At 50.9% G+C, this 25,890-nt stretch carries 23 protein-coding genes; 5 read left to right on the plus strand and 18 right to left on the minus strand.

Annotated features, from left to right (window positions below):
- Position 1: 1 nt before the first annotated feature.
- The 13 genes from P9B68_RS01715 to spoIIR all read right to left on the minus strand — a co-directional run bounded on the left by P9B68_RS01715 (position 2) and on the right by spoIIR (position 17,226).
- The gene (locus P9B68_RS01715) at positions 2–1,009 is read right to left on the minus strand and encodes an elongator complex protein 3 (RefSeq protein ID WP_277668342.1); all 1,008 of its coding nucleotides are present in this window, start codon (positions 1,007–1,009) and stop codon (positions 2–4) included.
- Complete coding sequence (gene rnc / locus P9B68_RS01720; RefSeq protein WP_277668343.1) at positions 1,006–1,680, minus strand: ribonuclease III; 675 nt, start codon at positions 1,678–1,680, stop codon at positions 1,006–1,008. The genes P9B68_RS01715 and rnc overlap by 4 nt, the downstream gene beginning before the upstream one ends.
- A 27-nt stretch (positions 1,681–1,707) precedes the next feature.
- A complete protein-coding gene (gene plsX / locus P9B68_RS01725; protein WP_277668344.1) occupies positions 1,708–2,742 on the minus strand; it encodes a phosphate acyltransferase PlsX in 1,035 nt (344 codons plus the stop codon).
- A 20-nt stretch (positions 2,743–2,762) separates the two neighbouring features.
- A complete protein-coding gene (gene trmFO, locus P9B68_RS01730) occupies positions 2,763–4,076 on the minus strand; it encodes a methylenetetrahydrofolate--tRNA-(uracil(54)-C(5))-methyltransferase (FADH(2)-oxidizing) TrmFO (RefSeq protein ID WP_277668345.1) in 1,314 nt (437 codons plus the stop codon).
- Positions 4,073–6,154, minus strand: a complete 2,082-nt coding sequence (topA, locus tag P9B68_RS01735) for a type I DNA topoisomerase (RefSeq protein ID WP_277668346.1) — start codon at positions 6,152–6,154, stop codon at positions 4,073–4,075. The genes trmFO and topA overlap by 4 nt, the downstream gene beginning before the upstream one ends.
- Positions 6,155–6,275: 121 nt before the next feature.
- The gene (dprA, locus tag P9B68_RS01740; RefSeq protein ID WP_243112904.1) at positions 6,276–7,424 is read right to left on the minus strand and encodes a DNA-processing protein DprA; all 1,149 of its coding nucleotides are present in this window, start codon (positions 7,422–7,424) and stop codon (positions 6,276–6,278) included.
- Positions 7,414–8,238, minus strand: coding sequence for a TrmH family RNA methyltransferase (locus P9B68_RS01745; protein ID WP_135657179.1), 825 nt, complete (start codon positions 8,236–8,238; stop codon positions 7,414–7,416). The genes dprA and P9B68_RS01745 overlap by 11 nt, the downstream gene beginning before the upstream one ends.
- A gap of 58 nt (positions 8,239–8,296) precedes the next feature.
- Positions 8,297–8,650: a 50S ribosomal protein L20 gene (gene rplT / locus P9B68_RS01750; RefSeq protein ID WP_135657177.1), complete on the minus strand. Its 354-nt coding sequence runs from the start codon at positions 8,648–8,650 to the stop codon at positions 8,297–8,299.
- A gap of 44 nt (positions 8,651–8,694) precedes the next feature.
- Positions 8,695–8,892 carry a 50S ribosomal protein L35 gene (gene rpmI, locus P9B68_RS01755; RefSeq protein ID WP_135657174.1) on the minus strand — a complete coding sequence of 66 codons (198 nt, stop codon included), beginning with the start codon at positions 8,890–8,892 and terminating at the stop codon, positions 8,695–8,697.
- A gap of 23 nt (positions 8,893–8,915) precedes the next feature.
- Entirely contained in the window at positions 8,916–9,455 is a 540-nt protein-coding gene (gene infC / locus P9B68_RS01760; protein ID WP_135657172.1) for a translation initiation factor IF-3, read from the minus strand.
- Between the two features lie 196 nt (positions 9,456–9,651).
- A complete protein-coding gene (gene addA / locus P9B68_RS01765) occupies positions 9,652–13,185 on the minus strand; it encodes a helicase-exonuclease AddAB subunit AddA (protein ID WP_277668347.1) in 3,534 nt (1,177 codons plus the stop codon).
- Positions 13,182–16,529 carry a PD-(D/E)XK nuclease family protein gene (locus P9B68_RS01770; RefSeq protein WP_277668348.1) on the minus strand — a complete coding sequence of 1,116 codons (3,348 nt, stop codon included), beginning with the start codon at positions 16,527–16,529 and terminating at the stop codon, positions 13,182–13,184. Before P9B68_RS01770 ends, addA begins: the two co-directional genes overlap by 4 nt.
- Positions 16,530–16,623: 94 nt before the next feature.
- Complete coding sequence (gene spoIIR / locus P9B68_RS01775) at positions 16,624–17,226, minus strand: stage II sporulation protein R (RefSeq protein ID WP_135657165.1); 603 nt, start codon at positions 17,224–17,226, stop codon at positions 16,624–16,626.
- Positions 17,227–17,347: 121 nt separating this feature from the next.
- On the opposite strand from spoIIR, the gene P9B68_RS01780 reads away from it, so the two are divergent.
- Entirely contained in the window at positions 17,348–17,947 is a 600-nt protein-coding gene (locus P9B68_RS01780; protein ID WP_135657163.1) for a VanZ family protein, read from the plus strand.
- A gap of 3 nt (positions 17,948–17,950) precedes the next feature.
- On the opposite strand, the gene P9B68_RS01785 is transcribed toward P9B68_RS01780, so the two are convergent.
- The 5 genes from P9B68_RS01785 to P9B68_RS01805 form a co-directional block, all read right to left on the minus strand.
- A complete protein-coding gene (locus P9B68_RS01785; RefSeq protein WP_277668349.1) occupies positions 17,951–18,451 on the minus strand; it encodes a GAF domain-containing protein in 501 nt (166 codons plus the stop codon).
- 288 nt (positions 18,452–18,739) lie between these two features.
- Positions 18,740–19,597 (minus strand): 4-(cytidine 5'-diphospho)-2-C-methyl-D-erythritol kinase, encoded by an 858-nt coding sequence (gene ispE / locus P9B68_RS01790; protein ID WP_135657159.1) that lies wholly within the window; start codon positions 19,595–19,597, stop codon positions 18,740–18,742.
- 25 nt (positions 19,598–19,622) lie between these two features.
- Positions 19,623–20,792, minus strand: coding sequence for an aminotransferase class I/II-fold pyridoxal phosphate-dependent enzyme (locus tag P9B68_RS01795; RefSeq protein WP_407932251.1), 1,170 nt, complete (start codon positions 20,790–20,792; stop codon positions 19,623–19,625).
- Entirely contained in the window at positions 20,788–21,273 is a 486-nt protein-coding gene (locus P9B68_RS01800; protein WP_135657155.1) for an Lrp/AsnC family transcriptional regulator, read from the minus strand. Before P9B68_RS01800 ends, P9B68_RS01795 begins: the two co-directional genes overlap by 5 nt.
- Before the next feature lie 26 nt (positions 21,274–21,299).
- Entirely contained in the window at positions 21,300–22,106 is an 807-nt protein-coding gene (locus P9B68_RS01805; RefSeq protein WP_135657153.1) for a histidinol-phosphatase HisJ family protein, read from the minus strand.
- Between the two features lie 252 nt (positions 22,107–22,358).
- Here P9B68_RS01805 and P9B68_RS01810 point away from each other — a divergent pair, with 252 nt between their 5' ends.
- The 4 genes from P9B68_RS01810 to P9B68_RS01825 all read left to right on the plus strand — a co-directional run bounded on the left by P9B68_RS01810 (position 22,359) and on the right by P9B68_RS01825 (position 25,887).
- A complete protein-coding gene (locus tag P9B68_RS01810; RefSeq protein ID WP_135657151.1) occupies positions 22,359–22,628 on the plus strand; it encodes an ACT domain-containing protein in 270 nt (89 codons plus the stop codon).
- Positions 22,629–22,668: 40 nt separating this feature from the next.
- The gene (locus P9B68_RS01815; RefSeq protein ID WP_135657149.1) at positions 22,669–24,027 is read left to right on the plus strand and encodes a PFL family protein; all 1,359 of its coding nucleotides are present in this window, start codon (positions 22,669–22,671) and stop codon (positions 24,025–24,027) included.
- A gap of 488 nt (positions 24,028–24,515) precedes the next feature.
- A complete protein-coding gene (locus P9B68_RS01820) occupies positions 24,516–24,830 on the plus strand; it encodes a hypothetical protein (RefSeq protein ID WP_135657147.1) in 315 nt (104 codons plus the stop codon).
- 1 nt (position 24,831) lies between these two features.
- Entirely contained in the window at positions 24,832–25,887 is a 1,056-nt protein-coding gene (locus tag P9B68_RS01825) for a V0D/AC39 family V-type ATPase subunit (RefSeq protein WP_135657145.1), read from the plus strand.
- Positions 25,888–25,890 lie beyond the last annotated feature (3 nt).

The following is a 25,890-nucleotide window of genomic DNA, read 5'->3' on the forward strand; positions in this document are numbered from 1 at the left end:
CTCACCCCAGTTTTTCTATCGTAAAGCGGTTTTCCGCTACGCCGGTATCTTGTACCATCGTTGTCGGATAGCCCAATTCTAAAAGCGCATTCAGATTGCTTTTTTTATGCCCCAGTGCTTTTGAAATTGATTTTGGATGGACCTTTATCAATAAGTTGCCCTTCGGTATCTGATGTTCCTTTAAATAGCCGACGATTTTCTGAAGGATACGGGCGCTTTCACACAGTTCGCGAAAAGCCGGGTGCCATGGACCCGCGAGCATGTCCCTTTTCAGCTCCGGCGAATCATGCAGCCCGAGCCGGATGACCGAAATGCCCTGCTCTTCAAAGAAATCAAGCAGCCGGGCGCAGAGCGCTACGGTTTCGTTCAAACTGAGCGTCCGGTATTCCCCTCTGCGGTACCGTTCGCCCAGTTCTGTACCGCGCATAATGATCGTCGGGTAAATGCGGACATTCTCTGGATGCAGCGCCGCCAGGCGACGCGCTGTCTCCATACTGCCCTCTGCGGTATCACCGTAAAGCCCGGTCATCATTTGAAGCCCAAGGGTAAAATGATACGACCGAAGCAATTCCGCCGCGTCTTCCACCTGTTTTGCCGTATGGCCGCGGCCGTTCAGCGCGAGCACACGGTCATCCATGCTCTGTGCGCCCAGTTCAATTGCAGTTACACCGTATTGCTTTAATGTCGTCAAAATTTCGTAATCGATAGCGTCCGGCCTTGTGGAAATCCGTATTCCGGCAAACGTCCCGTCCTTTACAAACGGCGACGCCGCCTCCAAAAGCGAAAGCATATAGCCCCGTTCGATTGCGGTAAAACTTCCGCCAAAAAAAGCAATCTCCGCATTTTTCGTTTCGTCCCCAAGACTGTCCTTTGCAATCCGCACAGCATTCCGCACATCCTGCGGCGAAGGCTGCGACTGCTGCCCGGTAATGCTCTTTTGATTACAAAAGCTGCATTTATGCGGGCAGCCGTTATGGGGTACGAAAAGCGCCACATTCGCGTGCTTCAATAGCCCATCAGCTCCAGAGCTTCACGGGCGGCCTGCTGCTCCGCTTCCTTTTTGCTGCGTCCGCCCCCTTTGCCAATCACATTGCTGTTCAGATGCACCTCCACCGTGAAATGCTTGTCATGATCCGGTCCGGATTCCCCAGTCAGCACATATTCCAGACGCTCTTCGGGATTCTGCTGAATAATTTCTTGAAGCATCGTTTTATAATCCTTAAATGCCTTTGGCTTCGCCGACTGCATAAGCGGAAGCACAAATCGGAGGATGAATTTCCGCGCTTCTTCCAATCCGCCGTCTAGGTAGATCGCCGCAATGATCGATTCGAATGCGTCGGCAAGAATCGACGAACGGGTACGCCCGCCGGAATTCTGTTCCCCGTGGCTTAAAAGCAGATATTTCCCCACATTGAGTTGGGTGGAAAAGCCGCAGCATGCCTTTTCACAAACCAGCGCCGCCCTTTTTTTCGTTAGGTCACCTTCCGGAAGATCCGGAAAATGCTTAAACAAATAATCCGCAACTACCCAACCCAGAATAGAATCGCCCAAAAATTCCAGCCGTTCATTGCTGCCTCCGGGCGCCTTGGTTTCATTGGCATAGGAGGAATGCGTGAGCGCCGTTCTAAGATAGCTTTTATTTTTAAAATGATATCCTAACTTCTCTTCCAATTCTTTCATAACATATGCTCCTACTGCGAATGAAATTTATTCCTCTGAAACATCTTCCACAGGTTCTTGCCCACGATCCTTCCGGTAGTTTGCAATGGAAGCGGCAATTTCATCTACCACGCCCCCATCCACATAGGCTTTTGTAAGCCGCAGAGCGTTAAAAAATGTTTTCGCCTTTGCGCTTCCGTGCGCCTTAAATACAGGTTTCGCACAGCCCATGAGCGGAGCGCCGCCGTACTCATTGTAATCCATCGTCTTCATCAGCGCTTTTATATCTTTTAATAAAATTCCCGCCGCGATTTTATTTATTATATTTTTTGTAAAAATCCCTTTTAGTTTGCCAAGCAATAAAATGGCAACGCCTTCATAGGTTTTTAAAATCGTATTTCCGGTAAAACCGTCCGCCACAATTACGTCGGCTCCGTCAATCGGGATATCGCGCGCCTCCACATTTCCAATAAAATTCAGATCCGTTTTACTCAGCATAGCATAGGCTTCGTGTTGCAATTCGCCGCCCTTGTGCTCCTCAGTACCAATATTGGCAAGCGCGACACGCGGGTCCGGAATCTTCATAACCTTCTCCATATAGATGGAACCCATCACGCCAAACTGGCGCAGCATATCCGGCTTGCATTCCACGTTTGCCCCGCTGTCAATCAGCATGAAGCAGCCATCCTTTTTCGGCATCACCGGTGCAAAGGCAATCCGTTTGATTCCCTTGATCCGCTTAACCAGCAGGGTTGCTCCAACAACAAGGGCGCCGCTGTTGCCCGCGGACAGGAAAGCGTCCCCTTCCCCGGCCGCAAGGCGGCGAAGGCCTTCCGCCATAGAGGAATTGACTTTCGATTTCATGATTTCCCCCGCGTGGTCTTCCATGGTAATAACATCCGGCGCGTCAATGATTTGCATACGGTTCAGAGAAATTTCATTTTCCTTTGCCACACGCAGGATCTCATCCTTGCGGCCCGTCAGAAGGATATCTATATCCAGCTCGTCAACCGCCTGCGCGCAGCCCTTCAATATTTCAAGCGGGGCATTGTCACCCCCGAAAGCATCCACTATGATTTTCATTGTAACACCTCTAAATTACTTCATAACCCAAACGCCGCGATGATTTGCTCCAAATCCCGTAAAGCACGCTCTGAAAATGCGGCATAGCGCGCTTTTTTATCTCGAACCGCAGGCTCCAGCGGCGGCATGACTCCGAAATTTGCTCCCATTGGCTGAAAATCCGCCTCGCCGCCGTTTGCAATGTAATGGCTCAGCGAACCGATCATCGTCGTCTGCGGCAGGGTCAGCGTGGGTTTCCCCTTCAAGCGCCGAACCGCGTTGATTCCGGCCATAATGCCGGAGGAAGCCGATTCCATATACCCCTCCACACCGGTAATCTGACCGGCGAAAAACAGGTTCGGTTTAGCGCGTAGACTGTAATCGGATTGAAGAACCTTCGGCGAATTAAGGAAAGTGTTTCGGTGCATAACGCCGTACCGGGTAAATTCCGCGTTTTCCAGCCCCGGTATCATTCCGAAAACCCGCTTTTGCTCACCAAATTTCAGATTGGTCTGAAAACCCACCAAATTATAAAGCGTGCCGTCTTTGTCTTCGCGCCGCAACTGCACAACCGCCCACGGACGATGTCCGGTTCTGGGATCCCGCAGCCCTACCGGTTTCAGCGGACCAAACCGAAGGGTATCCGGCCCGCGGCCCGCCATAACCTCCACCGGCATACATCCCTCGTAAACCTTTGGGTCGGCTGCGTCAAATTCGTGAAGGGGGGCGCGTTCAGCGGAAATCAGCGCGTTATAGAAACGCTCATACTCCTCTTTATTCAACGGGCAGTTCAGATAAGCGTCGTCCTCTCCCTTTCCATAGCGGGAAGCAGCAAAAACTTTGTCCATCGCAAGGCTTTCCGCAGTTACAATCGGCGCGGCCGCGTCGAAAAAGCTGAGGCTCCCGCCGCAGAGGAAAGCTATTTTTTCGGCAAGCGCATCGGCGGTTAAAGGCCCCGTTGCAATAACTACAATGCCATTCTTCGGAATATCCTGAATTTCTTCATGATGAATATGGATCCGCGGATGCTCCGTAATCTTTTTGGTAACCGCTTCGGAAAAAGCATTGCGGTCAACCGCAAGCGCCCCGCCCGCCGGCACACGGCAGGTATCCGCGCAGGACATAAGGAGGGAACCCAAACGGCGCATTTCTTCTTTTAAAAGGCCGGCCGCACTTTCCACACGTTCGGCCTTTAAGGAATTTGAGCAGATCAGTTCGGCGAAATTTGGGCTATGATGTGCCGGCGAGTACTTTTGAGGCTTCATTTCATAAAGCTCGGTTTCCACGCCGGCCTGTGCGATCTGCCACGCGGCTTCACACCCGGCAAGACCGGCCCCGATCACTTTGATACTCATTCTTCCTCCGTCTTTTCATAGCCGCAGTCCGGCGTAATGCAGTAGAGTTTCGGATGCTTCCCCTTTTTTTTCAAAAGGGTTTTGCCGCAGCGCGGGCATTTTTCCACACTCGGCTCATCCCAGGATACAAAGTCGCAGTTCGGGTATTCCGAACAGCCGTAAAAAGTGCGCCCTTTCTTGGTTTTTTTTACAATGACCTTGCCGCCGCATTTCGGGCACTCCGCCCCGGTCTCCTGCACCAGCTTTTTCACGTTTTTGCATTCCGGATACCCTGGGCATGCAATAAATTTGCCGTACCGCCCGGTTTTGATTACCATTTTGCGTCCGCATTTTTCACAGATGATATCGGTTTCATCTTCCTTAAGCTGGATTTTCATCCCCTGCATTTCTTCTTTTGCCTGTTTCAGGGTCTTTTCAAAATCGCCGTAAAAATCATGAAGCGTTTCCACCCAGTCGGTTTTTCCGCTTTGAACGCTGTCCAAATCATTTTCAACCTGCGCGGTAAACTTGACATTTACGATTTTCGGAAAGCGCTCCTTCATCAGCTTGGTCGAAACCTCGCCAAGCTCCGTCGGTTTCAGCGCCTTTCCTTCCCGTATCACATATTCTCGGCTGGTAATGGTAGAAATGGTGGCGGCGTAAGTGGACGGACGCCCAATCCCGTTTTCCTCGAGCGCCTTGATCAGGGAAGCTTCCGTATAGCGCGGCGGCGGCTGCGTAAAGTGCTGATTCCCTGTAATTTCCTTCAGCTTCAGCAGCATATCCTTTTCCAGCGGCGGCAGGGTTGCCTCCTTTTCCGTCTCCTCGTCTTTGCCTTCCTCATACAGAACCGTAAAGCCGTCGAACGTAACGGTATAGCCGGAAGCCTTAAAAATATAGTCCATCGCCTGAATCTCCGCCTGTGTCGTGCTTTGTATGCAATTCGCCATCTGGCACGCAATGAAGCGCTCCCAAATCAGCTTATACAATTTATATTGGTCGCTGGAAAGGCTGTCCTTCACCTTGTCCGGAGACAATTCCGGCATGGTGGGACGGATCGCTTCATGACCGTCCTGCGCATTTGCCTTGGTTTTAAAATGGCGCGGGGTACTTGGGAGATATTTTTCGCCCCAGCGCTCCCGGATATATTCAGCGGCGTCTTGGATGGCCTCCTCCGACAAACGCAGAGAGTCCGTTCTCATATACGTAATCAGACCGACCGCACCCATTTCCCCGATCTCAATTCCTTCGTAAAGCTCCTGCGCAACCTTCATCGTGCGGCGAGCCTGAAAACCAAGCCTGCGCGACGCTTCCTGCTGTAAAGTGGAAGTGATGAACGGAGGCGCGGGGGACTTTCTCCTAGTCCCTTTTTTCAGCTTCACAATGCAGTATTCCGCATCCTGCAGGTCAGCAAGGATTTTGTCGGCCTCTTCTTTACTCGATATTTTCATTTTCCCTTCGGTGTTACCGTAGAAGGTCGCGCCGAATGCCTTGCGGGAACCCTGCGGAGTGAATTTTGCATCGATTGTCCAATATTCTTCGGGAACAAAAGCGCGGATTTCCTCCTCGCGGTCAACAATCAGCCGCACCGCTACGGACTGCACGCGCCCGGCCGAAAGGCCCCTGCGGATTTTCTGCGAAAGAAAAGGGCTGAGCTTATAACCGACCAAGCGGTCGAGAATCCGGCGCGCCTGCTGCGCATTGACAAGGTCAAGATCAATGTTGCGCGGGTGCTCCATCCCTTTGGAAACGCCGGCTTTCGTAATTTCATTAAACGTAACGCGGTTGTTTTCCGTAATATCTAACCCCAGAATATATGCAAGATGCCAGGAGATGGCCTCTCCCTCGCGATCCGGGTCGGTCGCAAGATAAACGGTATCGCTTTTCTCCGCCTTTTCCTTTAATTCCTGAACGAGCTTTTCCTTTCCTTTTATAATATCATATTTCGGTTTAAAATTATTTTTAATGTCAACGCTTAAACGGTTTTCCGGTAAGTCACGAACATGACCCATAGACGCGATTACATCATAATCCGGACCTAAAAACTTTTTGATTGTTTTGGCCTTGGCCGGTGACTCGACAATCACTAGCTTTGACATGGAAATCACCTCATTCTTCGTTATTTAAAAATATAGTATCTTATTCAAAAGGGAATCTACTATAGAAGAATCATAAACATTGTTAAAACCCGCCGCACAAGCCGGCAGTTTTTAACAATATTCAGTCCGGCAAACGGTAGCGCCGGCCGGAATAGGAGCGGATGCAGCCGGAAAGCTCCAGTTCCGTCACGGCGGTAAGCAGCCGCGGGGTTGGAATCCCTGTCTTTCTTTCCAGTTCTGAAATATGGCATGGTTCCTCCGTAAGTGCGGCATAAAGGGACGCCGCATCCGCGGAACAATTTTCCGGCATCTTCGCCGCTTTTGGTTCCGGCTTTGGCTGATTCGTCAGAATCACATTGCTTTCGATATCATTTAAATCAATTTTATCAGAAAAACGGTAAAGATATTCTTCTAATATTTCGCCCGCGTTCGAAACCGGTTTTGCACCGGCTTTGATCAGACTGTTTACCCCCTGTGAAACCGGACTGTAAATTCCGGCGGGAACGGCAAATACGTCCCGTCCTTGTTCCAGCGCGCACTGTGCGGTAATCAGCGAACCGCTTTTCCCGGCGGCTTCAATCACCAGTGTACCCAAAGTCAGTCCGGAAATAATCCGGTTCCGGATTGGAAAATTCGAGTTGACCGCCTGTGTGTTCGGCGGATATTCGGAAAGGACAGCCCCGGAAAGGGCGATGGATTCGCGAAGAGAAGCATTGCTCATCAGATAATTATAATCGATTCCGCAGCCAAGTACACAAACCGTTTTTCCTCCCGCCTGCAGGGCGCCCTTGTGCGCCGCCGTATCAATTCCCAGCGCGCCACCGCTGACAACAACAGCCCCTCGTTTCGCCAGTTCATATGCGAAAGACCGCGCCGTAGCGACTCCGGTGGCGGTTGCCTTTCGCGTTCCAACAACCGCGATAGCCGGGTTCGAGGAGAAATCCGGCAGTATTCCCTTTACATAAAGGGCACAGGGCGGATTGTGAATCTGCCTGAGCGGTTCCGGATAGTCTCCACAGTCCGGCGTAAGAACCTTCTGGCCTATTTTTTCACAATATTCAATAAGAGCCGAGGCATCGGAAACAGAATACGACCCCAGCTTTCCCAGTTCATTTTGGGTAAAGTAACCTTCCAAACGCCAGTTTTTGATACCCGCGGCATAAAATTCCTCCAAATTTCCGTAATTGGTAAGAATACGGTTCTGCTTTGAGCTTCCCGCTCCAAGCGCATGCTGTAGCCAAACCCAGTACGCTCTTTTATCAATTGCCAACCGAAACGCCTCCAGACTCTGCCCGCATCATTTCCCACATCAGGATTGCGGCGGAAGCGGACGCATTCAGCGATTCCGCCCTTCCAAGCATCGGAATAGTCACCCGCCCCGAACAGGCTTGTATCGTTTCTTTCGCAAGCCCATTCCCCTCGTTTCCCACAATGAGCACGGTGGGATGATTGTGGAAATTAACCGCGGTCACCGGCTGCGCCGCAGCATCCGGCACAGCCGCAAAACAGGCAAAATTCATGTCCCGCAGGAGCTTGATCGCACAAAGCATGTCGGGCGCAAGAAAAAACGGCAGACGGAATACCGCCCCCATACTTGCGCGCAACGCCTTCGGGGAATATATATCGCAGCAGCTTCCGCCCAGAATCACCCCGCCGATTCCCAACGCCTCCGCCGTACGCAAAATTGCGCCCAGATTTGCCGGATCCTGCAGGTTTTCAAGCGCAAGATAATGCCGGCCGACGGGAATTGTCCGCACTTCGCGCACCGCGCGGTTCATTTTGCAAACACAAAAAACGCCCTGCGGTGTTTTGGTTTCGGACAAAAGCGCGGCAACATGGGGCGCAACTTCGTAAACAGTCTGTGCCGAATCGGCGGCGGAAGCGATATATTCCTTATATTTTTCTTCCGCCTGAGCGGTATAAAACAAGGTTTCTATCTTTACTCCGCTCTGGGCGGCATCGCGGCAAAGCCGGGCGCCTTCAACAAGATACAACCCATGCTCTCTGCGGATTTCCGCACTAGTGCAAAGCCGGGCGGCCTGCTTTATGATTTCATTTTTACGGCTTGTAATTTGGTCGGGCATTCTGTTCTCTCCATATAAAATTTGCGCCCGGGCATCTTCCGGGCGCAATTACAGCTTTTTATAGTGCTGCCTTTGCTTTTTCGATCAGGCTCTTAAAAGCAGCTTCATCAGCAACAGCGATTTCCGCAAGCATTTTGCGGTTCAATGTAATGCCCGCTTTTTTAAGCCCGTTCATAAATACGGAGTAGCTCACGTCGTTTGCGCGGCATGCAGCGGAAATACGGGTAATCCACAGACGACGAAAATCTCTCTTTCTGGCTTTACGGCCAATAAACGCATAATTTCCAGATTTCATAACGGCCTGTTTGGCCATTTTAAAATGTTTGCTCTTAGAACCCCAGTAGCCTTTAGCAAGCTTTAAAACTTTTTTTCTTCTTTTGCGCGTCATGATTGCGCCTTTTACACGTGCCATTATGTTACCTCCAATAAATGGTTATTTCTTAATTTCGACCGGCCTTATTTATAAGGAACCAGTCTCTTCACCTGCGCCACATTTGTCTTGTCGGCAACTGTGGTCTTTCTGAGTCCTCTCTTACGTTTGGTCGTTTTCTTGTTCAGGATATGGGATTTATTTGCGTGAGCGCGAATAACCTTTCCGTTCTTTGAAATCTTGAAGCGCTTTTTCGCACCCGAATGAGTCTTAATTTTAGGCATGGTATTGTCCTCCTTGTTTATAATTACTTAGCGGGTTTGGAAGCAAGGAACATAAGCATATTCCGTCCCTCTAGCTTTGCCGGCTTTTCAACATTAGCAATCTCGCTGAGGGCCTCGGCGAAATTTTTCATAATGACATAGCCCTGCTCCGGATGTCCCATTTCGCGTCCGCGAAAGCGGATAGAAACTTTAACTTTGTCGCCATCCTTCAAGAAGCGGGTTGCGTGACCTACTTTCGTATTGAAGTCGTGTGTGTCAATGTTCAAAGACAAACGAATCTCTTTAATATCGACTACGCGCTGGTTCTTCTTTGCCTCTTTATCTCGCTTTGCCTGTTCAAAACGATATTTGCCGTAATCAATAATCTTACACACCGGCGGCACGGCTTGCGGTGCGATCTTGACAAGATCGAGATTCTGTTCAAAGGCTTTTTCCAAAGCCTGAGCCGCTGACATCAGCCCAAGCTGGGTACCGTCCGAGCCAATAACACGCACTTCCTTGTCACGAATTTCTTCATTAATCTGCAGTTCCTTGTTGCTAATTGTTAAGCACCTCCAAAACACGTTGTTCACTCAAATAATAAAACGCGGGCAGAATATCCGCCCGCGCACCAATACATCCAATGCCATCCGGAAACTGCTTTCCGGAAGTAGTTTTCGTATTGACCCATGACGGACGAAACCCCACAGGTGTGAGCATAAAATGCCCCGCTTTGTTTTACTGGATTATTTTATCAGCCCTTGATCGGTTTGTCAAGCATTAATTTTCAATTGCGGCGTTCAAGCTAAAGGAATAAAGCAGGCAGCCCCCGACTTTTTTCCCCGTGCACTGCTCCATCGCAAGCCGGTACAGCGAAAGCTGTTCGCGATAGCGGTTCCATAATTCCGCCGGGTCCCGTGTCTTATCGGTTTTATAATCGACGATAATCAGGGCGCCGTTTTCCTCAAAGGCACAGTCAACCGCGCCCTGAAGCACAACCGGTTCATTTTTCAGATCCTCCGGGAGTCCGGGGCGAAGATCGCCCGCGTTAATTTCCACAGTAAAACGGTATTCCCTCACAACATGCCCGGACGAGAGAATCCGCTTTGCAAGCGGGCTCTGAAAGAAAGCGCGCACGCGCTCCAGCTCGACAGCTCCGCCCTGCTCCCGGGTCAGGAAGCCCTGTGCGACCAGGCGTTCCAGTTCGCTTTCCGGCGACTGGGCAGCTTTTTGGTAATCGGCAAACTGCATATAGGCATGCAGCGCCGTGCCGCGTTCCGCAGGCGTTAAGCCCGACTTGCTCAGGAAAGCGGGACGGGATACTGTTGCATACTGTTCAGAAAATTCGCGTGCGGCAAGGTCGGACGCCGCCACCTTCGCCTGAACGCCCTTCAAATCGGCAAATGGATACACAAAATCAAGCTTCTTTTCAATTTCTTCCCGAAGGGAAACGTCCGGTGCGGCCGGGGCCGCAATTTGCGTCTGCACAGCAGCTTCCGGCGCGGCTTGGGAAGCAATCAGGTGAATGCTCCAAGGTTCGCCGGACTCCGCGGTGATTCCCGGAAGCGCACCCGCCAGTTCGCGAAGTCTTCCGCCGCTTGGGTGGCGCAGGGCGCAAAGCAGGAGCCAGTCGGAAATACAGCCTGCGCTACGTACAACATAGGGCTGTATCCGCTTTTCCGCCGTCAGACGCGTAGCAAGCTTTCCCAGCGTTTTCGACGCGTTTTTTACGGCGGTCACCATAATTAACTTTTCCTTGGCCCTTGTCATAGCGACATACAGAATGCGAAGCTCCTCGCTCATTTCGTCCCTGTCAAGCTCCAGCGCGACGGCCTCCCGCGGCATCGTCGTGTAACGGGAAAGCCCGTTTTCACTTTTCAGCTTTACGCCCAACCCCAGGGAAGGGTGCAAAAGGACATCTCCCTTCTCCTTATTGAATCGTCTGGCACAGCCCGCCAGGATGCACACGGGAAATTCCAGCCCCTTGGAGCGGTGGATACTCATAATCTTTACCACGTTGGCAGCCTCGCTGATCGTCGACGCCGCCGCCAGATCGGCATTGTTTTTCTGAAGGCGGTCAATAAAGCGGATGAACCCGGAAAGCCCGTTATAACCGGACGCTTCGTATTTCTTCGCATATTCCAGAAGCAGGCGCAGATTGGCAAGGCGCAGTTCGCCGTTCGGCATGGACTGAACCAAATTCAGGTATCCGGTCTTTTCATACAGAATGCGGATCAGCCGGTCGGACGGCATGGTCGCAGCAAGGGTGCGGTATGAATCGATATCATTCAAAAACGCAGACGCGCGTTCATTGCCGCTCTGCGCCGAGGAAACGAGCGCAAGGTAAAGCGGGGTTCTGCGCGAGGGGATACGGATATCCGCCATGTCGTCCGGCGTGAAGCCGTAAATTGGGCTCATCAGCACCGAAAGGAGCGGGATATCCTGCATCGGATTGTCAATTACGCGGAGAAACGAAATGGCAACGCCTACCTCCGCAGCCGCAAAGAACCCTCCGGCGGTATCCGCCCAAGCCGGAATGCCCAAAGCTGACAACTGCTTTGCGTACTCCTGCGCGTATTTGTTAGCGCTGCGGAGGAGGATGCAGATATCGCGGTACATAACCGGGCGCTGCTTCCCCTTGTCGGTAATAGTGGTTCCATTTGCGGTCATCTGATAAATCAGCTCCGCAATATGTCGGCTTTCCGCCGTTACCGTTTCCTCCTCATTGTCACAGGCGGAAAGATCAATAATTTCAAGCTGCGCGGCAGGTTCCTCGCAGGGTGGATAATCCGCACCCGCTTTCAGTTCCTCCGCTTTGGTATAATCCAATTCGCCGGTCTGTTTGCTCATCAGCTGCCGGAACACAAAATTGACGGCTTCAGTTATGCCGCGGCGGCTGCGGAAGTTCCGGTCCAGAACAATGCAGGCTGGATAGGCATCCGCTGTGCGGTCATAATTCGGATACTGGCTGCGGCGGCGCAGAAAAATCTGCGGCATGGCCTGGCGGAAACGGTAAATGCTCTGTTTCACATCGCCGACCATAAATAAGTTTTCTTCCCCGCGGGAAACCGCGCGAAAAATCATGTCCTGCGCTTCATTCGTATCCTGATATTCGTCTACCATGACTTCGTCGAAATGCGATGAAAGCTCGATCGCGTCTTCGGTCGGCTCAAAGCCTTTTTCCGTATCCCTTACCAGTAATTTTAAGGCGTAATGCTCCAGATCGCTAAAATCGGCGGCACGGCGCTCTTTTTTCATCCCGTCAAGAATTTCGCCAAATCGTTCAGTAACTTGGAACAGTTTCCGCACCAGCGGCGCAAGACGTTCAATTTCCTCTTTGCATTGATCGGAATCGGAACAGAAAAGCTCCGCCAGTTTTTTTACGGTTCCCTGCACTTCTTTGCGGCTTGCCGTCAGTTTGTTCTTCAAGGGGGCGTCGCCATACCCGCGCAGGGCTTTCAGCCTCATAAATTGAAAGTTTTTGCTTTGAAATGCAATTTTATCCCATTCTCCCGCATCGGCGGCTTCCTTCAAAGCGATAAGCCCCGCAAGGTCGGAGCGGAAGGCGTCGCCGTAAGCGTCCGCTATCTTCGGGTTCTCATTCATAAGCGAAAGCGAATTTTCAGTTAGGGAAATGCTGTAAGCCACCGCTTCCGCGGCATAGGAAAGAATCGTGCGTCCCCACATGGTTTGCGTCGCAGAAATACCAGAAGTATACATGGACGCTTTTTCTTTCAGCCAGCGCCTTGGAAAAGGATGCGAACGGATAAAGTCGTACAGGGTGAAAACCGTTTGTATTAGGCGGTTGTCGTCCCTTCCGGAGGAAAACGTGTCCGACAGTTCAAAAAAAACGGGGTCCTTTTGCGAGTAGAATTCTTCCAATGCGGCGGCGGCCGCGTCACTACGCAGCAGATTCATTTCATTTTCTTCCAGAATCCGGAAATCCGGCGAAATGCCTAATTTATAAAAATTTTCCCGGATTAAATCGCTGCAAAAGCTGTGGATCGTGCTGATATGCGCGCGGGTAAGCAAAATCTGCTGGCGGCGCAGAGTCACATTGAACGGGTCCGCTTCCAGAAGATTTGAAATTTCAGCCGCAATACGGCTGCGCATTTCGGCGGCGGCTGCTTTTGTAAAGGTTACAACCAGAAGCCGGTCCGCGTCGGTAGGATGCTCCGGGTCCGTGATGCGCTCAATGACGCGCTGAACCAGCACGGCGGTTTTCCCGGAACCAGCGGCGGCGGAAACCAGCAGCGTGCCGCCCCTTGCGGTAATCGCGTCTTTTTGGCTTTGCGTCCATTTCCGTCCGCTCACTTCTTCTCACCGTCCCTGCCTTTTAAAAGTTCTTTCACAGCCGCGTCCCTGTCCCACTTCTGCATTTCTCGGGAAGGGCTGTCCGCTTCATGGCCGCACACGTCATGATAGGGGCACCACGCGCACGCGTCGAAGTCCCCGGAAAGCGGCAACGCGGACACGTCACCGCCATGCAGTTCAACCGCCATTTCACGGACAAGTTCTTCCATATGCAGCAGTATACCGGACAATTCGGCGGAGCTTACCACATGGTCGCGCTTGCCCGGCGCGCCATCTTTCAGGGCGACCGGGATATATTTGCCCTCTCCCTTCCTCTCCATGGCATGGATGAGTGCGGGGTCATCCAGTACAAGGCCGTCCATACGCAGCTTTTTTGCGGCTTCCCGCTCAATTTCCTCCTGCGCCGCATTCCGCGCTGCCGAAAGAATCGGACGGTTCGCGGGCATATACAGCACGCCGGCGGGACAGACTTTCCCGTAGCGGGCATCCCCGTTTTCCAGTAGTGCCGCCAGATAAATCAGCATCTGCATATTGATACCGTAGACCAAGTCGGAAAGTTTAAATTCCTTATGGCCGGTTTTATAATCGACCACGCGCACGTAACAGGTGTCCGCTCGCTTCAGAATATCCACGCGATCGATTTTCCCCTCGACCACAACCTTTCCGCCATCCGGAAGCGGAATGGTCAGCGGAGGGACGCCGTCGTTTCCGACGGGAAGCTCAAAATCAGCAGGCATAAATTCGCTCTGCGAAAGTTCCTCCGCAATATGGTGCGCGATCACCTGCGCGGAATCGGCCATGCGCTGAAACAGGTAAAGAAAGCGCGACGACGGATTCTGTATGCCGCCCATCTTCGTTTCCGTGTAAAGCTTCAGCAACCGGAAAATCTCCTGACGGAGTTCGTCCGGCTTCATCTGGAGAATAGCCGTACTGCCGATATTGCAGAACAGTTTTTCTAGCAGGTAATGCATCAGGCTCCCGTATTCCAGCGCGTCAAGCTCCGCCTGCCTGCGCTCCTTCGCGTTCAGGCCGAAGCGGCAAAAATACTGGAACCGGCATTGATAGAATTTTTCAATCTGCGTTGCGGAAACCTGCATGCTTTTCCCAAAAAGGGCGCGGGATTTTTCACTCGAAGCAAACACCGCGGGGCGGTTTTCCGCCGCACGGGCGATTGCTTCAAGGCGGTAACCGCAACCGCGCGCAGCAAATACATCTTTCAGCGTAGCGGAAAGCACCGTATTGCGGTTCCACTGCTGTGCCATCAGCTCAAACGCGGGTTCCGGGGCATTTGCAAAATACGTCTGCGGCAGGAGAAGCGCGCTGAGGACTTTCAGATTTTTCAGGACAGCACAGGCTTCATTTGGAATTGAGGAAGGGGTATTCGGTTCTCCGGAGCTCCCCGAAAGGGGATAGGATATGTATAACCGGTGCGAAGCGGCACTCATCGCGGTATATGCTAAGAAGCGTTCCTGCACCGCCACACCCTCAAAGGTGTCGTTCAGCGGCAGGCCGAGTCGGATGAGTTCGCGGCGTTCCCGATCGCTGAATACGCAGTTCCCGCCCGGCGAAAGCGGGAATCCCCCTTCGACCGTCCCAAGCAGGAACACCACCTTCGGCGCGCCGGTCCGCGTGCGGTCAGCAGACCCGACGGTGACCTCGTCCAGCCCCTGCGGAATGCTTGCCATATCATTCGCCAGTATGACAAGGTGCAAAAGCTCGGCATACCGCGCCGGGCTGACCGGATTGTGGCTGAGCACCAGCGCCGTTTGGTCAAGGATGTTCATCAGCAAATCCCACAGCCGGAGCTGGCGGTCGGCAAGCTCCGGCTCACCGCAGTCCGATAAATGGCGCGCAAGCGCTTTCAGATGTTCCGCCGCGCCAACGTCCTGCAGCAGCGTGTAAACGGCCGCCGCCATCCCCTCGCCGTCCGCCGAGCGGATACCCGCGGCAAAACGGAGCAGCGGAGCGATTACGGCTTTTCGGCTGATGTTGATTTCCTCCAGCAGTTTTTCATCCTCCGCCGTCAGCTTTTCAGCGAAACCCTTCGGATGCTCCTTCCACTCTTCCTTCCACCGACACCCAGAAATGTTCCAAACAAAGGTATAATTTTCAAGCCGGGCAATTTCGTCCGTTCCAAGGCCCGCAAGGCCGGTTTTCAGGTAGCTGAAAACGGAATCGGAGGAAAATCCGGTCTGGATAATCCGGAACGCCGAAAGCACGAGCCGCATGAGCGGTTCCGCGTCAATTGCCTGCGGCTTGTCCATAAAATACGGAATTTCCCAGCGCTCCAGCGCCGTATCCAAAATTCCCCGGTAATCGTCGGGCGTTCGCGCAATGACCGCAAAATCGCGGTACCGAAAATGCTCTTCCATGACAAGCCTGCGGATAGTTGCGGCAACAAAAGCGGCTTCGTCATATGCGTTTTCCGCTTCATAAAGAACCACATTCTCACAATCACAATCGCAGGGTTTATGCTCTCCGCGGTACACGCCTGCTTCCAGCGCAGCCAGGGCCGCATTCTGAAAACGGCGTCCGCTTTCCAGCTTGACGGGCGCGGCAATGCCCACATTGCTCTCCCTTGCAAGCCACATCAGATTCTTCCCCGTGCGGCGCACAAGGGAAAAAAGCCCTGTCCCGTGTTCCGGATCGTCAAGGCCATCTGTGCAAAGCGTTACATAGAGGTCGTCCGCCCGCTCCAAGATCAAGCGGATAATATCGTATTCCTGCACCGTAAAGCTCTGAAAGGAATCCAGCGCAACGGTATAGCCTTCGAAAAATGAGTGGTTCAGCAGGACCTTTTTCAGCCTTGTCAGGTCGTCAAGGGGATCGACGTAGCTTTGCGCGACAAGCGCATCGTATGCGGAAAGGATCATGGAAAGCTCTGTCATTTTCTGTTTCAGCGAATCCTGCTGCAGTTCCTGCGCGGTCCGTTCCATATCGGACGGAGATATCCCGCACATTTTAAACTCCGCGGACACCGAAAGCATCAGCCCGACTAGCTCGGCGCTGTCCGCGTTTTTGCGGTAAAAACGGAGCTGATCCTTCACCTGTTCCAAAGCAAGGCTCATAAACATGCTCCGCCCGCCATCATCGAGCCGCCGGCCGGCTCCGCCGCCGTAGCGGCGGAAAACTTCGTCGGCAAGGCGGGAAAAACTTGTAACGGAAACACGCTGCACGTCCTTCGCGCCGAGGCGGTGGAGCATGGCACGCTCATTTTCAAATGAGGACTGCTCCGGCACGATCAGCATTAATTTCTTTCGGGAATTCTTTGCCATATTTTCCAGTTCGGTTCGAAGCAATTCGGTTTTCCCGCTGCCCGCGCGGCCCAAAATAAAACGCAGCATCGTATGCCTCCCATTTCCGTAGTTTAATTACAGATCATTATAGCATAGATACTGCGCTGAGAAAAGAATTGCGAAGAGAAGGAAACCGATCCTTCTATTTCTGTTTTATATAATTTTTAAATTGTTCGTACAGTTCGACCGTTTTGAATTTTATTTCGAAATCACCCTTGCCCTCCACAATTTGAAGCTGGTTTTCGTTCAGAACGTCCCGGAGTTCCTTGGGCTCTTCCGCAGCGGGAAGGCACATCGGTGGAAAAATGACGCACCACCAGTTATGCCCTTCGGCTTTACCGATGCTCACGCGCAGCGCATCGTATTCGCCCGCCGGCAGCGTTATGGTTTTATACTGCCTTGTTGAAAAGTACATACGCTCCATTTTCACATCCACCGGGTAATGATACCCCTGCTTCCGGATTTCATCCGCAGCCGCGGATTTCAGTTTCGGCAGCGCCGCGCGGACTGCGTTCTGCGCTTCTTCTTTATTCGTGACATGATCCATCATACGGGAACTTTCCGCTAAAATCCGATCCCGCACCCTCAGCTTCAAATCCTGGTCTTCTTTTGAATCGGAATTTGCAAGGACATGCAGGCGGAGAACATGATTCGGTATATCCTCACAGCCGGCGGCAAAGCCGGTAAACGAAAACAGTACGGTCAGAATAAACGCCAAAAGAAGAGACTTTTCTATCAACTTCATAAGTAAATCCTCCGGTAATTATGTTACAGGAGGATTATTGGCGCAATAATTTCTTTTTATTCGTTGTATTTCGCACATTCGTATTATATAATCATAATAATTTACATAAAGAAGGGTCAATATGCTGAAAACCGTATTTTTTTCATTTCTTTCCCGCTTTGGTCCACCGATGCTGGCCGGGTTGGTCGTCTATCTCATTTGCCTTGTCCTTTTCTTCCGGCGGAAAAAGCCGGTTCAGAAATTCTGGCTCGCTATTTTGTTTCTATACCTCGCCGCAGTAATTCATCTGACAATTCCCCTGACCTTGCCGCAGTTCTGGCATATCCGCGCGAAAACCACAGCGTGGGCGATCAGCCAGATTCAATGGATTCCGTTTCAGTCGGCGGGAAATATCCTGAAAAACTCCATCCGCATTGGCAGCTTCAAGGAGTTCCTGCGGGTGATCGGCGGGAATTTTGTCTTACTGATGCCGCTCGGCGTCCTTGTTCCGTTAATCAATCCCCGGTTCCGCCTGGGCCGTATGATCGCGGTATCGCTGCTCGTTCCCATCGGGATCGAGGGTTTGCAGCTTTTGCATAATATTCTCGTCGGCTCGGTTGCCAGAAGTGTGGAGATGGAGGACGTCGTACTAAATGCGGCAGGATGTTTGACTGCGTATTTAATTTTTGCAGGTTTGCGCAAGCTGTTCCGTCCAAAGCGTACTGCAAAACAACGCACCTAAACGTCAGGCAAAACGCCATTCTGCCCAATCGCAGGATTTTTCAAGTATGCGAGCAATTTCTTCCAGTTCACGAGCGTCCGTTTCATCAAAGCGGCCTAATAGCGGACTATCAATATCCAACACGCCGATTACCTTCCCGCCCTGATGCAGCGGAACGACAAGTTCAGAGCGCGAGGCGCAGTCGCAGGCAATATGCCCCGGAAACTGGTGCACATCCTTTACAAGCTGTGTTGCATCTTTGGCGAAGGCTGTTCCGCATACGCCCTTCCCCCGCGCGATATGCACACACGCGGGTTTTCCCTGAAACGGGCCCAGCAAAAGATCTTCTCCGTAGCGAAGGTAAAAGCCAACCCAGTTGATATTCCGAAGCGCTCCGTTTAACAGCGCGGACACGTTTGACAGGTTGGGAAGCACATGGTGCTCCCCTTCCAGCAGTGCTTTTAACTGCTTTTTCAAAAGTGCGTACATTTCTTTTTTATCATCCGAATAAAGGAATTTCTCCATTGTACAGCCTCCCGGTTTTACAGAAGAACCGCACTCCTGGTTTGGGTATGCGGTTCCCTTTTATTTTATGGGATTGTAAGCTTTCCAATCCCCTTGCTCTCACATTACACAATACCGGCCGGGCTTCACAAATTCGGCAGCGTAAAGCATACCCCAGCCCCGCCGGGTTCCATTGCAATCACCGTCCAGATTTCAGCGTAATTTCCGGGAAAGTTCCTTGATTGCCCGGGCAATTCCGGTAATTTCCCCAGTACAAGCATAAGGGGATTGAACCCTTTTGTCCGCGAATTACAGCGTTATTTCATGGACAGGCTCGCATAAAAAAACCTCAGAATAATATTCCTGGAGCTTTGCCCTGCAGCGCGCGGCGTCCTGCAAATCAGTAAAAATGCCGAAGACAGCAGAACCGCTGCCCGTCATACAGGCACCAAGCGCGCCCAAATCCCTCATGGCATCTTTAATATGCTTTACTTCGGCCAGGTGCATTACCTGTTCGAACTCGTTCCCAAGGCTTGCCGCAACCGCGCGGATATCCGAAGCACGCACCGCATCCAGCACGGCATCGCAATACCCGCTTCCTGTTTTTGCGGCCGCGTCCGCCAGCGCATAGGCTCTTGTTGTATCTACGCTGACCGCCGGTTTGCAAATCACAATGCGGCAGGAGGGCAGAGGCGTAAGGGGAGTCAGCTTTTCCCCGATCCCCTCTGCCAAAGCGGTTCCCCCCGCGATGCAAAATGGTACGTCTGCGCCGACCTGAAGTCCCAGAGCGCAAAGTGTTTCTTTGGATAGGGCTGTCCCCTTCAGCGTATTCAGCAAGCGCAGCACGGCGGCCGCATCTGCGCTTGCACCACCCAAGCCCGCCTGTGAAGGGATTGTTTTATGAATACGGATCGCAACATCCGGCTCAAGCCCGGTGTGTTTAAAAAATGCCGCCGCGGCTTTATAAACCGCATTGCTTTCATCACAAGGGACGCTCCTGTGGCTGCACACCACGCGGAGCCCCGCCTCCCCCGTTCGAATTTCAACTTCGTCATATAGCGAAACCGACTGCATCACCATGCGAAGAAGGTGGTAACCGTCCTCGCGTTTTCCGGTGATATCGAGTGCTAAGTTAATTTTTGCATAGGCTTTTGCAGAAGCAGGCATGGCGTGTTTTCCTTTCCATTATTTTTTAATTCAGCGTTTTGAGAAAATGCCGAATACGGGACAATGCTTCCGTAATATGTTTAATGGAATAAGAATAGGACACACGAAGGTACCCCTCGCCGCATTCTCCAAACGCGTCGCCAGGAACAACCGCAACATGCTCCGCGTAAATCAGCTTCTCACAAAACTCTTGGGAGGACAGGCCCGTATTTTTGATGCAGGGAAATACATAAAATGCCCCCTCCGGCTCAAAACAGGCTAACCCCATGGAATTGAGCCCGTCAACAATCAAACGGCGGCGCATATCGTACTGCTCGCGCATATAATCGATGTCGCTGTCCCCATTCTTCATTGCTTCAATCGCCGCATACTGCGCCATGGTCGGGGCACTCATAATACCGTACTGGTGCAGCTTCGTCATCTGCCCGATGATCTCCTTGGGGCCAACCGCATAGCCAAGCCGCCAGCCCGTCATGGCAAAGGCTTTGGAAAAGCCGTTGACGACGATGGTGCGCTCCTTCATGCCGTCGATCGAAGCAAACGAAACATGGCGGGTTTCGCCGTATGTGAGCTCGCTGTAGATCTCATCGGAAAGTACCATCAGGTTGTGTTCCTTTACTACTTCGGCGATTTGCTCCAAATCCGCCCGGCGCATAACCGCGCCTGTCGGGTTATTGGGAAACGGGAGAATCAAAAGCTTTGATTTCGGCGTAATCTTTTCACGCAGCGCCTTTGCAGTCAGACGGAATTTATCCTCCTGCTTTGTCTGTATTGTTACGGGGATGCCCTCCGCCATTTCGGTAAGGGGCCGGTAACAGACGAAGCTTGGTTCCGGAATCAGCACCTCTTCCCCCGGCTTTACCAGGCAGCGGATGCACAAATCGATTGCCTCGCTGCCGCCAACCGTCACCACCACGTCGGTTTTCGGTTCGTATTCAAGATGGTAACGGCGTTTCAGCCAACGGCAGATTTCCTCCCGCAGCTCTATAAAGCCGCGGTTCGGGGAATACCACGTTTTCCCATCCTCCAGCGTTCGGATTCCTTCCTGGCGAACATGCCATGGGGTGGAAAAATCCGGTTCGCCGATGGACAGGGAAATAACATTATCCATTTCATTTGCAATATCAAAAAATCGTCGGATGCCGGACGGTTTTATCCTCTTGACCTCGTCGTTGAGCATGGACTGATAATCAATCACAGAGAACACTCCTTCTCTCGTCCTTCTCATCCTCAGAGCTAAGGATAATACCGCCGTCTTTATAGCGGGTCAGGATAAAATGGGTCGCTGTTGAAAGGACGGAGTCAAGGGTGGAAAGGCGGCGCATAACAAACATGGCGATTTCCTGCATGCTTTTCCCGTGAACCTTTACCGCCAGATCGTAACCACCGGACATCAGGTAAACGCTTTCCACTTCTTCGAACTGCATAATGCGTCCCGCAATCTCATCAAAGCCGCGGTCGCGCTTCGGGGATACCCTCAGTTCAATCAGCGCGCTTGCTTTGTTTTGATCGACTTTCTCCCAGTTGATCAGCGCCTTGTAGCCACGGATAACTCCCTGCTTCTCATATTCTGCAATTGCGTTTTCAACCTCATCCGGTGTTTTCCCAAGCATTACCGCAAGCTGCTCGGTAGACAGGCGGGCATTTTCGTCCAACAGGTTTAATAAGCGATCCATAATAGAACTCCTCTCAATGACTTAATTTATTCGATCGGCAGCATGATCGGTTCATGGTGCTGATAAACAGTAAAATGGTGGAACCCGGCGCTGCATAAATCCCCGAGCCCCTGCTCGATTCCTCCGCCAACATCCGCCCAGCGGTGCGCGTCGGAGCCGATGGTAATAAGCTTCCCACCCAGCTCACGGTAACGGGTCAGGATCGGCAAGTCGGGCAAGGTCGTTCCTAATTTCTGGCGCAGGCCGGAAGTGTTCACTTCCAAAGCTTTATTCTTTGCAATCAGCGCGTTTAAAACTTCGTCGATTCTTTTTTTGTACATATTGATAGGAAGTTTTTTCTTCGCATTCAAATAGCGCCACGGGTATGTAAGGTGAGCAAGGGAATCAAATTTTCCCCACGCAATGGTCTCCAGCAATTCATCGAAATAACGGTTAAGGACATTATCCACATCCACCTGATTGTAATCTACTTCATAAAAGTCCGGGAAATTTCGAATATTGTGTACGGAAGCCAGAACAAAATCAAAATCGCATGCGTTCAGGATATCCTCTGCGGCGGCCGGATCCTGTACGGCCTGTCCCAGTTCAACCCCGGCATAAACACGCAGGCGGCTGTTAAAAACCATGGCGGCCTTGTGCGTTTCAAAATAGGACTGGCGGGTGCTTCTGTCGTAAAATTCCGAATGGTAAACATTACACTCACAGTGATCCGTTATGGTAATTGAGTAAAAGCCGAGCCTTGCCGCGCTTTCGCACATCATCATGACCGGGTCGTTTGCGTCGCGTGAAGAATCCGAATGAACATGACTGTCAGATATTAAAGGATACTTCATAGAATACCTCCCGGCAAAACCGGTGAAAGTTTTCTCCGGTCCGCCATTTATAATATTATATAGTAGCATATAATGCGGCATATTTATAGATGTTATCCTAAATTATTTCAAAAGGCATTGTAGGATTATTTTTAAACAGTTTTACCATTCTGCCCGGCTGCTCGCCGCTTCAACACTTGACAACGTTAATATTTTCCCTCATAATTACAAAATAAGTTTGTGCAATTCTAATTTCATACGGAGGTTAAAAATATGCGCGCTGTAATCACGGTAATCGGCAAAGATATGGTGGGTATTCTCGCCCGCGTTTCGGCTATCTGCGCGGACAACGGAGTAAATGTCGTCGAAGTGACACAGTCCATTTTACAGGATTTATTTGCTATGATCATGATGGTGGACATATCAAAATCTACGATTCCATTTAGTGAGCTTGCGGATAAATTAACGGCGATTGGGGAAGACATGAATCTGACGGTTCATGTCATGCATGAGGACATTTTTAACTCTATGCACAGGATATGATAAAATAATATAACGGAAAATAACGGAAGGGTCGAAGCAAATGGTAAATTCTCATGACATACTTGAAACAATCAATATGATCGACAACGAAAACCTGGATGTCCGAACCATTACAATGGGGATATCCCTTCTTGACTGTGTCGATTCGGATATTGGAAAATCCTGTGATAAAATTTACGATAAAATCTGCCGCTACGCAGGGAATCTGGTAAAGACCGGCGAGGACATCAGTAAGGAATACGGTATTCCGATCATCCACAAACGAATCGCCGTCACCCCCATCGCAATGATTGCTGCGGCCTGCCCCACGAAAAGCCCTGTACATTTTGCAAAAACCCTTGACCGCGCCGCAAAGGCCACCGGCGTTAATTTTATTGGAGGGTACTCGGCGCTTGTCCATAAGGGATTCGGCCCCGGCGATTATGCATTGATTGAAAGCATTCCGGAAGCTTTGAGTGAAACAGAACTGGTTTGCTCCTCTGTGAACATCGGAACCACCAAAGCGGGCATCAATATGGACGCCGTTGCCAAAATGGGCGTTATTGTGCGCAAGCTTGCCGAAATGACTGCCGACCGTGACTGCATTGGCCCTGCCAAATTGGTGGTGTTCTGCAACGCACCGGAGGATAACCCCTTCATGGCGGGCGCATTCCACGGTGCGGGAGAACCGGACTGCGTCATCAACGTAGGCGTTTCCGGCCCGGGTGTTGTGCGCGCTGCCCTTGCGAAAGCGGGCAACTGCGACATTACGAGCGTTGCAGATATTGTAAAAAAAACCGCGTTTAAAATCACGCGTATGGGTCAGCTTGTCGCCCGCGAGGCTTCCCGCAGGCTGTTTGTGCCCTTCGGTATTGTGGACTTATCCCTTGCACCGACCCCGGCTGTCGGCGACTCGGTAGCGCATATTCTGGAAGAAATGGGGCTTGAAAGCTGCGGCGCGCACGGAACCACAGCTGCCTTGGCCCTTCTGAACGATGCCGTAAAAAAAGGCGGCATCATGGCGTCTTCCCACGTCGGCGGGCTTTCCGGCGCGTTCATCCCGGTGACGGAGGACGCAGGCATGATCGACGCCGCAAAATGCGGATCCCTGAGCATCACAAAGCTGGAGGCAATGACCGCCGTATGCTCGGTCGGCCTTGACATGATTGTGGTTCCGGGGGATACGCCGGCGGAAATCATCTCTGCCATTATTGCGGACGAAGCCGCCATCGGTATGGTAAATTCCAAAACGACCGCGGTCCGCCTGATTCCGGCCATTGGCAAAAAAGCTGGCGACGAGCTGAATTTCGGCGGCTTGTTGGGCAGCGGACCCGTTATGGAAGTAAACCGCTACTCCCCGCTAAAATTCATCCGACGCGGCGGACGTATTCCGGCGCCAATGCAAAGTCTTAAAAACTAAATTCATCGCGCCCAGAATTTTCCCAGATTTTGGGCGCGATATTTTTCGAATCAAAAAAATGACTTTTATTCATAATTTAATCACATTTATAACACATTATATAAGTATAATAAGAAAAGATTGCTATCCATTGCACATAATTCCAATTGTAAATGCGTGTAGCAGGCGTTATAATAAGGGAAACTTTATTCTTCTTGATAAGTTTCTTTTGTTCGGCGAACCGTTCCGCACGAATCAAAGGCCATAAAATCCATAGCGCCAAGGCAGTTTTTGCCGGGCGCGTTATTTTAAAATTAAAAATGACTTTTATTCATTTTTAAACAGATCTTTAACACTATCGCTAATATTTAAGAGAAAAATTTTGGCCATTACTTACAATTGCATATTGTAAGTATCGACAAAAGGGATTATAATAGGTGTCACTCAATCGATAATAAACAAAATTTAGAAAATAAATTGTTTAATTTATTACAAGGAGGTGCGGATCAATGGAAGACTTAATTAAACAAATCGTCGACATGGATCGGAAAGCCAGAGAAATTACCGATGCTGCGCAGATGGAAAAAGTCAACTCCGAAAAAGAAGTTGCCGCAAAGCGGGAGCAGATCCGAAATGAGTATCTTGAGAGGGCAAGAAGGCGTATCGCCTTAAACGAACCAAAAGAACGCGAGGCCGCAGAAAAGGAATGGAAAGAAAAGGAAAAGAAAAACGAATTCATTTTCCAAAAGCTGGATAAACTTTATACCGAAAACGGCGATAAATGGGTGAAGGAAATTGTAGAACGCGTTTTAGGGAGTGATTGAAATGATTTCCACCCTCTCTTCCAATGTCATTCTGGCAAAAGCGCGCGCAATGTACGGCAGACGCCTGACAATGGAAAATTACAAGGACCTGCTGGCCTGCCGCAATGTAAGCGAGGTTGCTTCATACTTGAAGACAAGGACAGTATACAAAAAAGCACTTGTCAGTATCGACGAAAATAGTGTTCACCGCGGCCAACTGGAAGCAAAGCTCAAGCAAAAGCTTCTTGAGGATTACTCATCCCTGTGCCGATATGAAATTACCGTAGGCGAGCATTTCGCACGGTACCTGATTGAGCAAAGTGAAATTGAGCAGATTCTGCACAGTTTGCTCATGCTCCAAACCGATACGCCGGGGGATTTCAACCTTCCGATGTATATTACAAGGCATACGCAACTGGATCTTGCGGCGCTGAGTCAAATTGAAAATTTCGACGATCTGCTGAATGCTTTGGACAAAACCCCGTACCGGAAACTGCTGGAGGGATTCCGGCCTGTCGCCGGCACCCCCCTAAACTATACCGGTATCGAAAACGTGCTTTACACGTACCTGTATAAACAAGTATTCGATATTATTAATAAGCACACGCATTTCGAAACCCGCAAACAGCTTTATGAAATTTTCACAACGTATATCGATTTGACCAACTATGCCCGAATCGTACGATTGAAGGTATCTTATAACGCAAGCCCTGATTTTATTCGCAGTTCGCTTTTGCCTTTCGGAAATGTCGACAGAAAGTTCTACTCTGACATGCTAGCGGCGAACAGCTTAGAAGAAATCACAGAAATCATGGAAAAGACATCCATTGGTAAGCGATTTTTAAAAGTTAAACATTCTTATGTGGATGAAATACCAAAATTTGCAAAATATAGCATAAGCCGCCACAACATACGGTATTCCACGCATCCTTCCGTTGTATTAATGTCTTACACTTTCCTTATGCAGATTGAGCTTATGGATATTATCACAATCATAGAGGGGATCAGATACAAATTACCTCCTGACGAGATTATAAAACTGCTGATCATATACAATTATAAGGAAAGGGGTGATTAATAT

Source organism: Caproiciproducens galactitolivorans, assembly GCF_029266045.1.
Classification (GTDB): Bacteria; Bacillota; Clostridia; order Oscillospirales; family Acutalibacteraceae; genus Caproiciproducens; species Caproiciproducens galactitolivorans.

Coding starts and splice junctions, on each gene's coding strand:
- rnc (WP_277668343.1), bottom strand. CDS start 1,680: ATGAAAGAATTGGAAGAGAAGTTAGGATATCATTTTAAAAATAAAAGC.
- plsX (WP_277668344.1), bottom strand. CDS start 2,742: ATGAAAATCATAGTGGATGCTTTCGGGGGTGACAATGCCCCGCTTGAA.
- trmFO (WP_277668345.1), bottom strand. CDS start 4,076: ATGAGTATCAAAGTGATCGGGGCCGGTCTTGCCGGGTGTGAAGCCGCG.
- topA (WP_277668346.1), bottom strand. CDS start 6,154: ATGTCAAAGCTAGTGATTGTCGAGTCACCGGCCAAGGCCAAAACAATC.
- P9B68_RS01745 (WP_135657179.1), bottom strand. CDS start 8,238: ATGCCCGACCAAATTACAAGCCGTAAAAATGAAATCATAAAGCAGGCC.
- rplT (WP_135657177.1), bottom strand. CDS start 8,650: ATGGCACGTGTAAAAGGCGCAATCATGACGCGCAAAAGAAGAAAAAAA.
- rpmI (WP_135657174.1), bottom strand. CDS start 8,892: ATGCCTAAAATTAAGACTCATTCGGGTGCGAAAAAGCGCTTCAAGATT.
- P9B68_RS01770 (WP_277668348.1), bottom strand. CDS start 16,529: ATGCTGCGTTTTATTTTGGGCCGCGCGGGCAGCGGGAAAACCGAATTG.
- spoIIR (WP_135657165.1), bottom strand. CDS start 17,226: ATGAAGTTGATAGAAAAGTCTCTTCTTTTGGCGTTTATTCTGACCGTA.
- P9B68_RS01780 (WP_135657163.1), top strand. CDS start 17,348: ATGCTGAAAACCGTATTTTTTTCATTTCTTTCCCGCTTTGGTCCACCG.
- P9B68_RS01785 (WP_277668349.1), bottom strand. CDS start 18,451: ATGGAGAAATTCCTTTATTCGGATGATAAAAAAGAAATGTACGCACTT.
- ispE (WP_135657159.1), bottom strand. CDS start 19,597: ATGCCTGCTTCTGCAAAAGCCTATGCAAAAATTAACTTAGCACTCGAT.
- P9B68_RS01800 (WP_135657155.1), bottom strand. CDS start 21,273: ATGGATCGCTTATTAAACCTGTTGGACGAAAATGCCCGCCTGTCTACC.
- P9B68_RS01805 (WP_135657153.1), bottom strand. CDS start 22,106: ATGAAGTATCCTTTAATATCTGACAGTCATGTTCATTCGGATTCTTCA.
- P9B68_RS01810 (WP_135657151.1), top strand. CDS start 22,359: ATGCGCGCTGTAATCACGGTAATCGGCAAAGATATGGTGGGTATTCTC.
- P9B68_RS01815 (WP_135657149.1), top strand. CDS start 22,669: ATGGTAAATTCTCATGACATACTTGAAACAATCAATATGATCGACAAC.
- P9B68_RS01820 (WP_135657147.1), top strand. CDS start 24,516: ATGGAAGACTTAATTAAACAAATCGTCGACATGGATCGGAAAGCCAGA.
- P9B68_RS01825 (WP_135657145.1), top strand. CDS start 24,832: ATGATTTCCACCCTCTCTTCCAATGTCATTCTGGCAAAAGCGCGCGCA.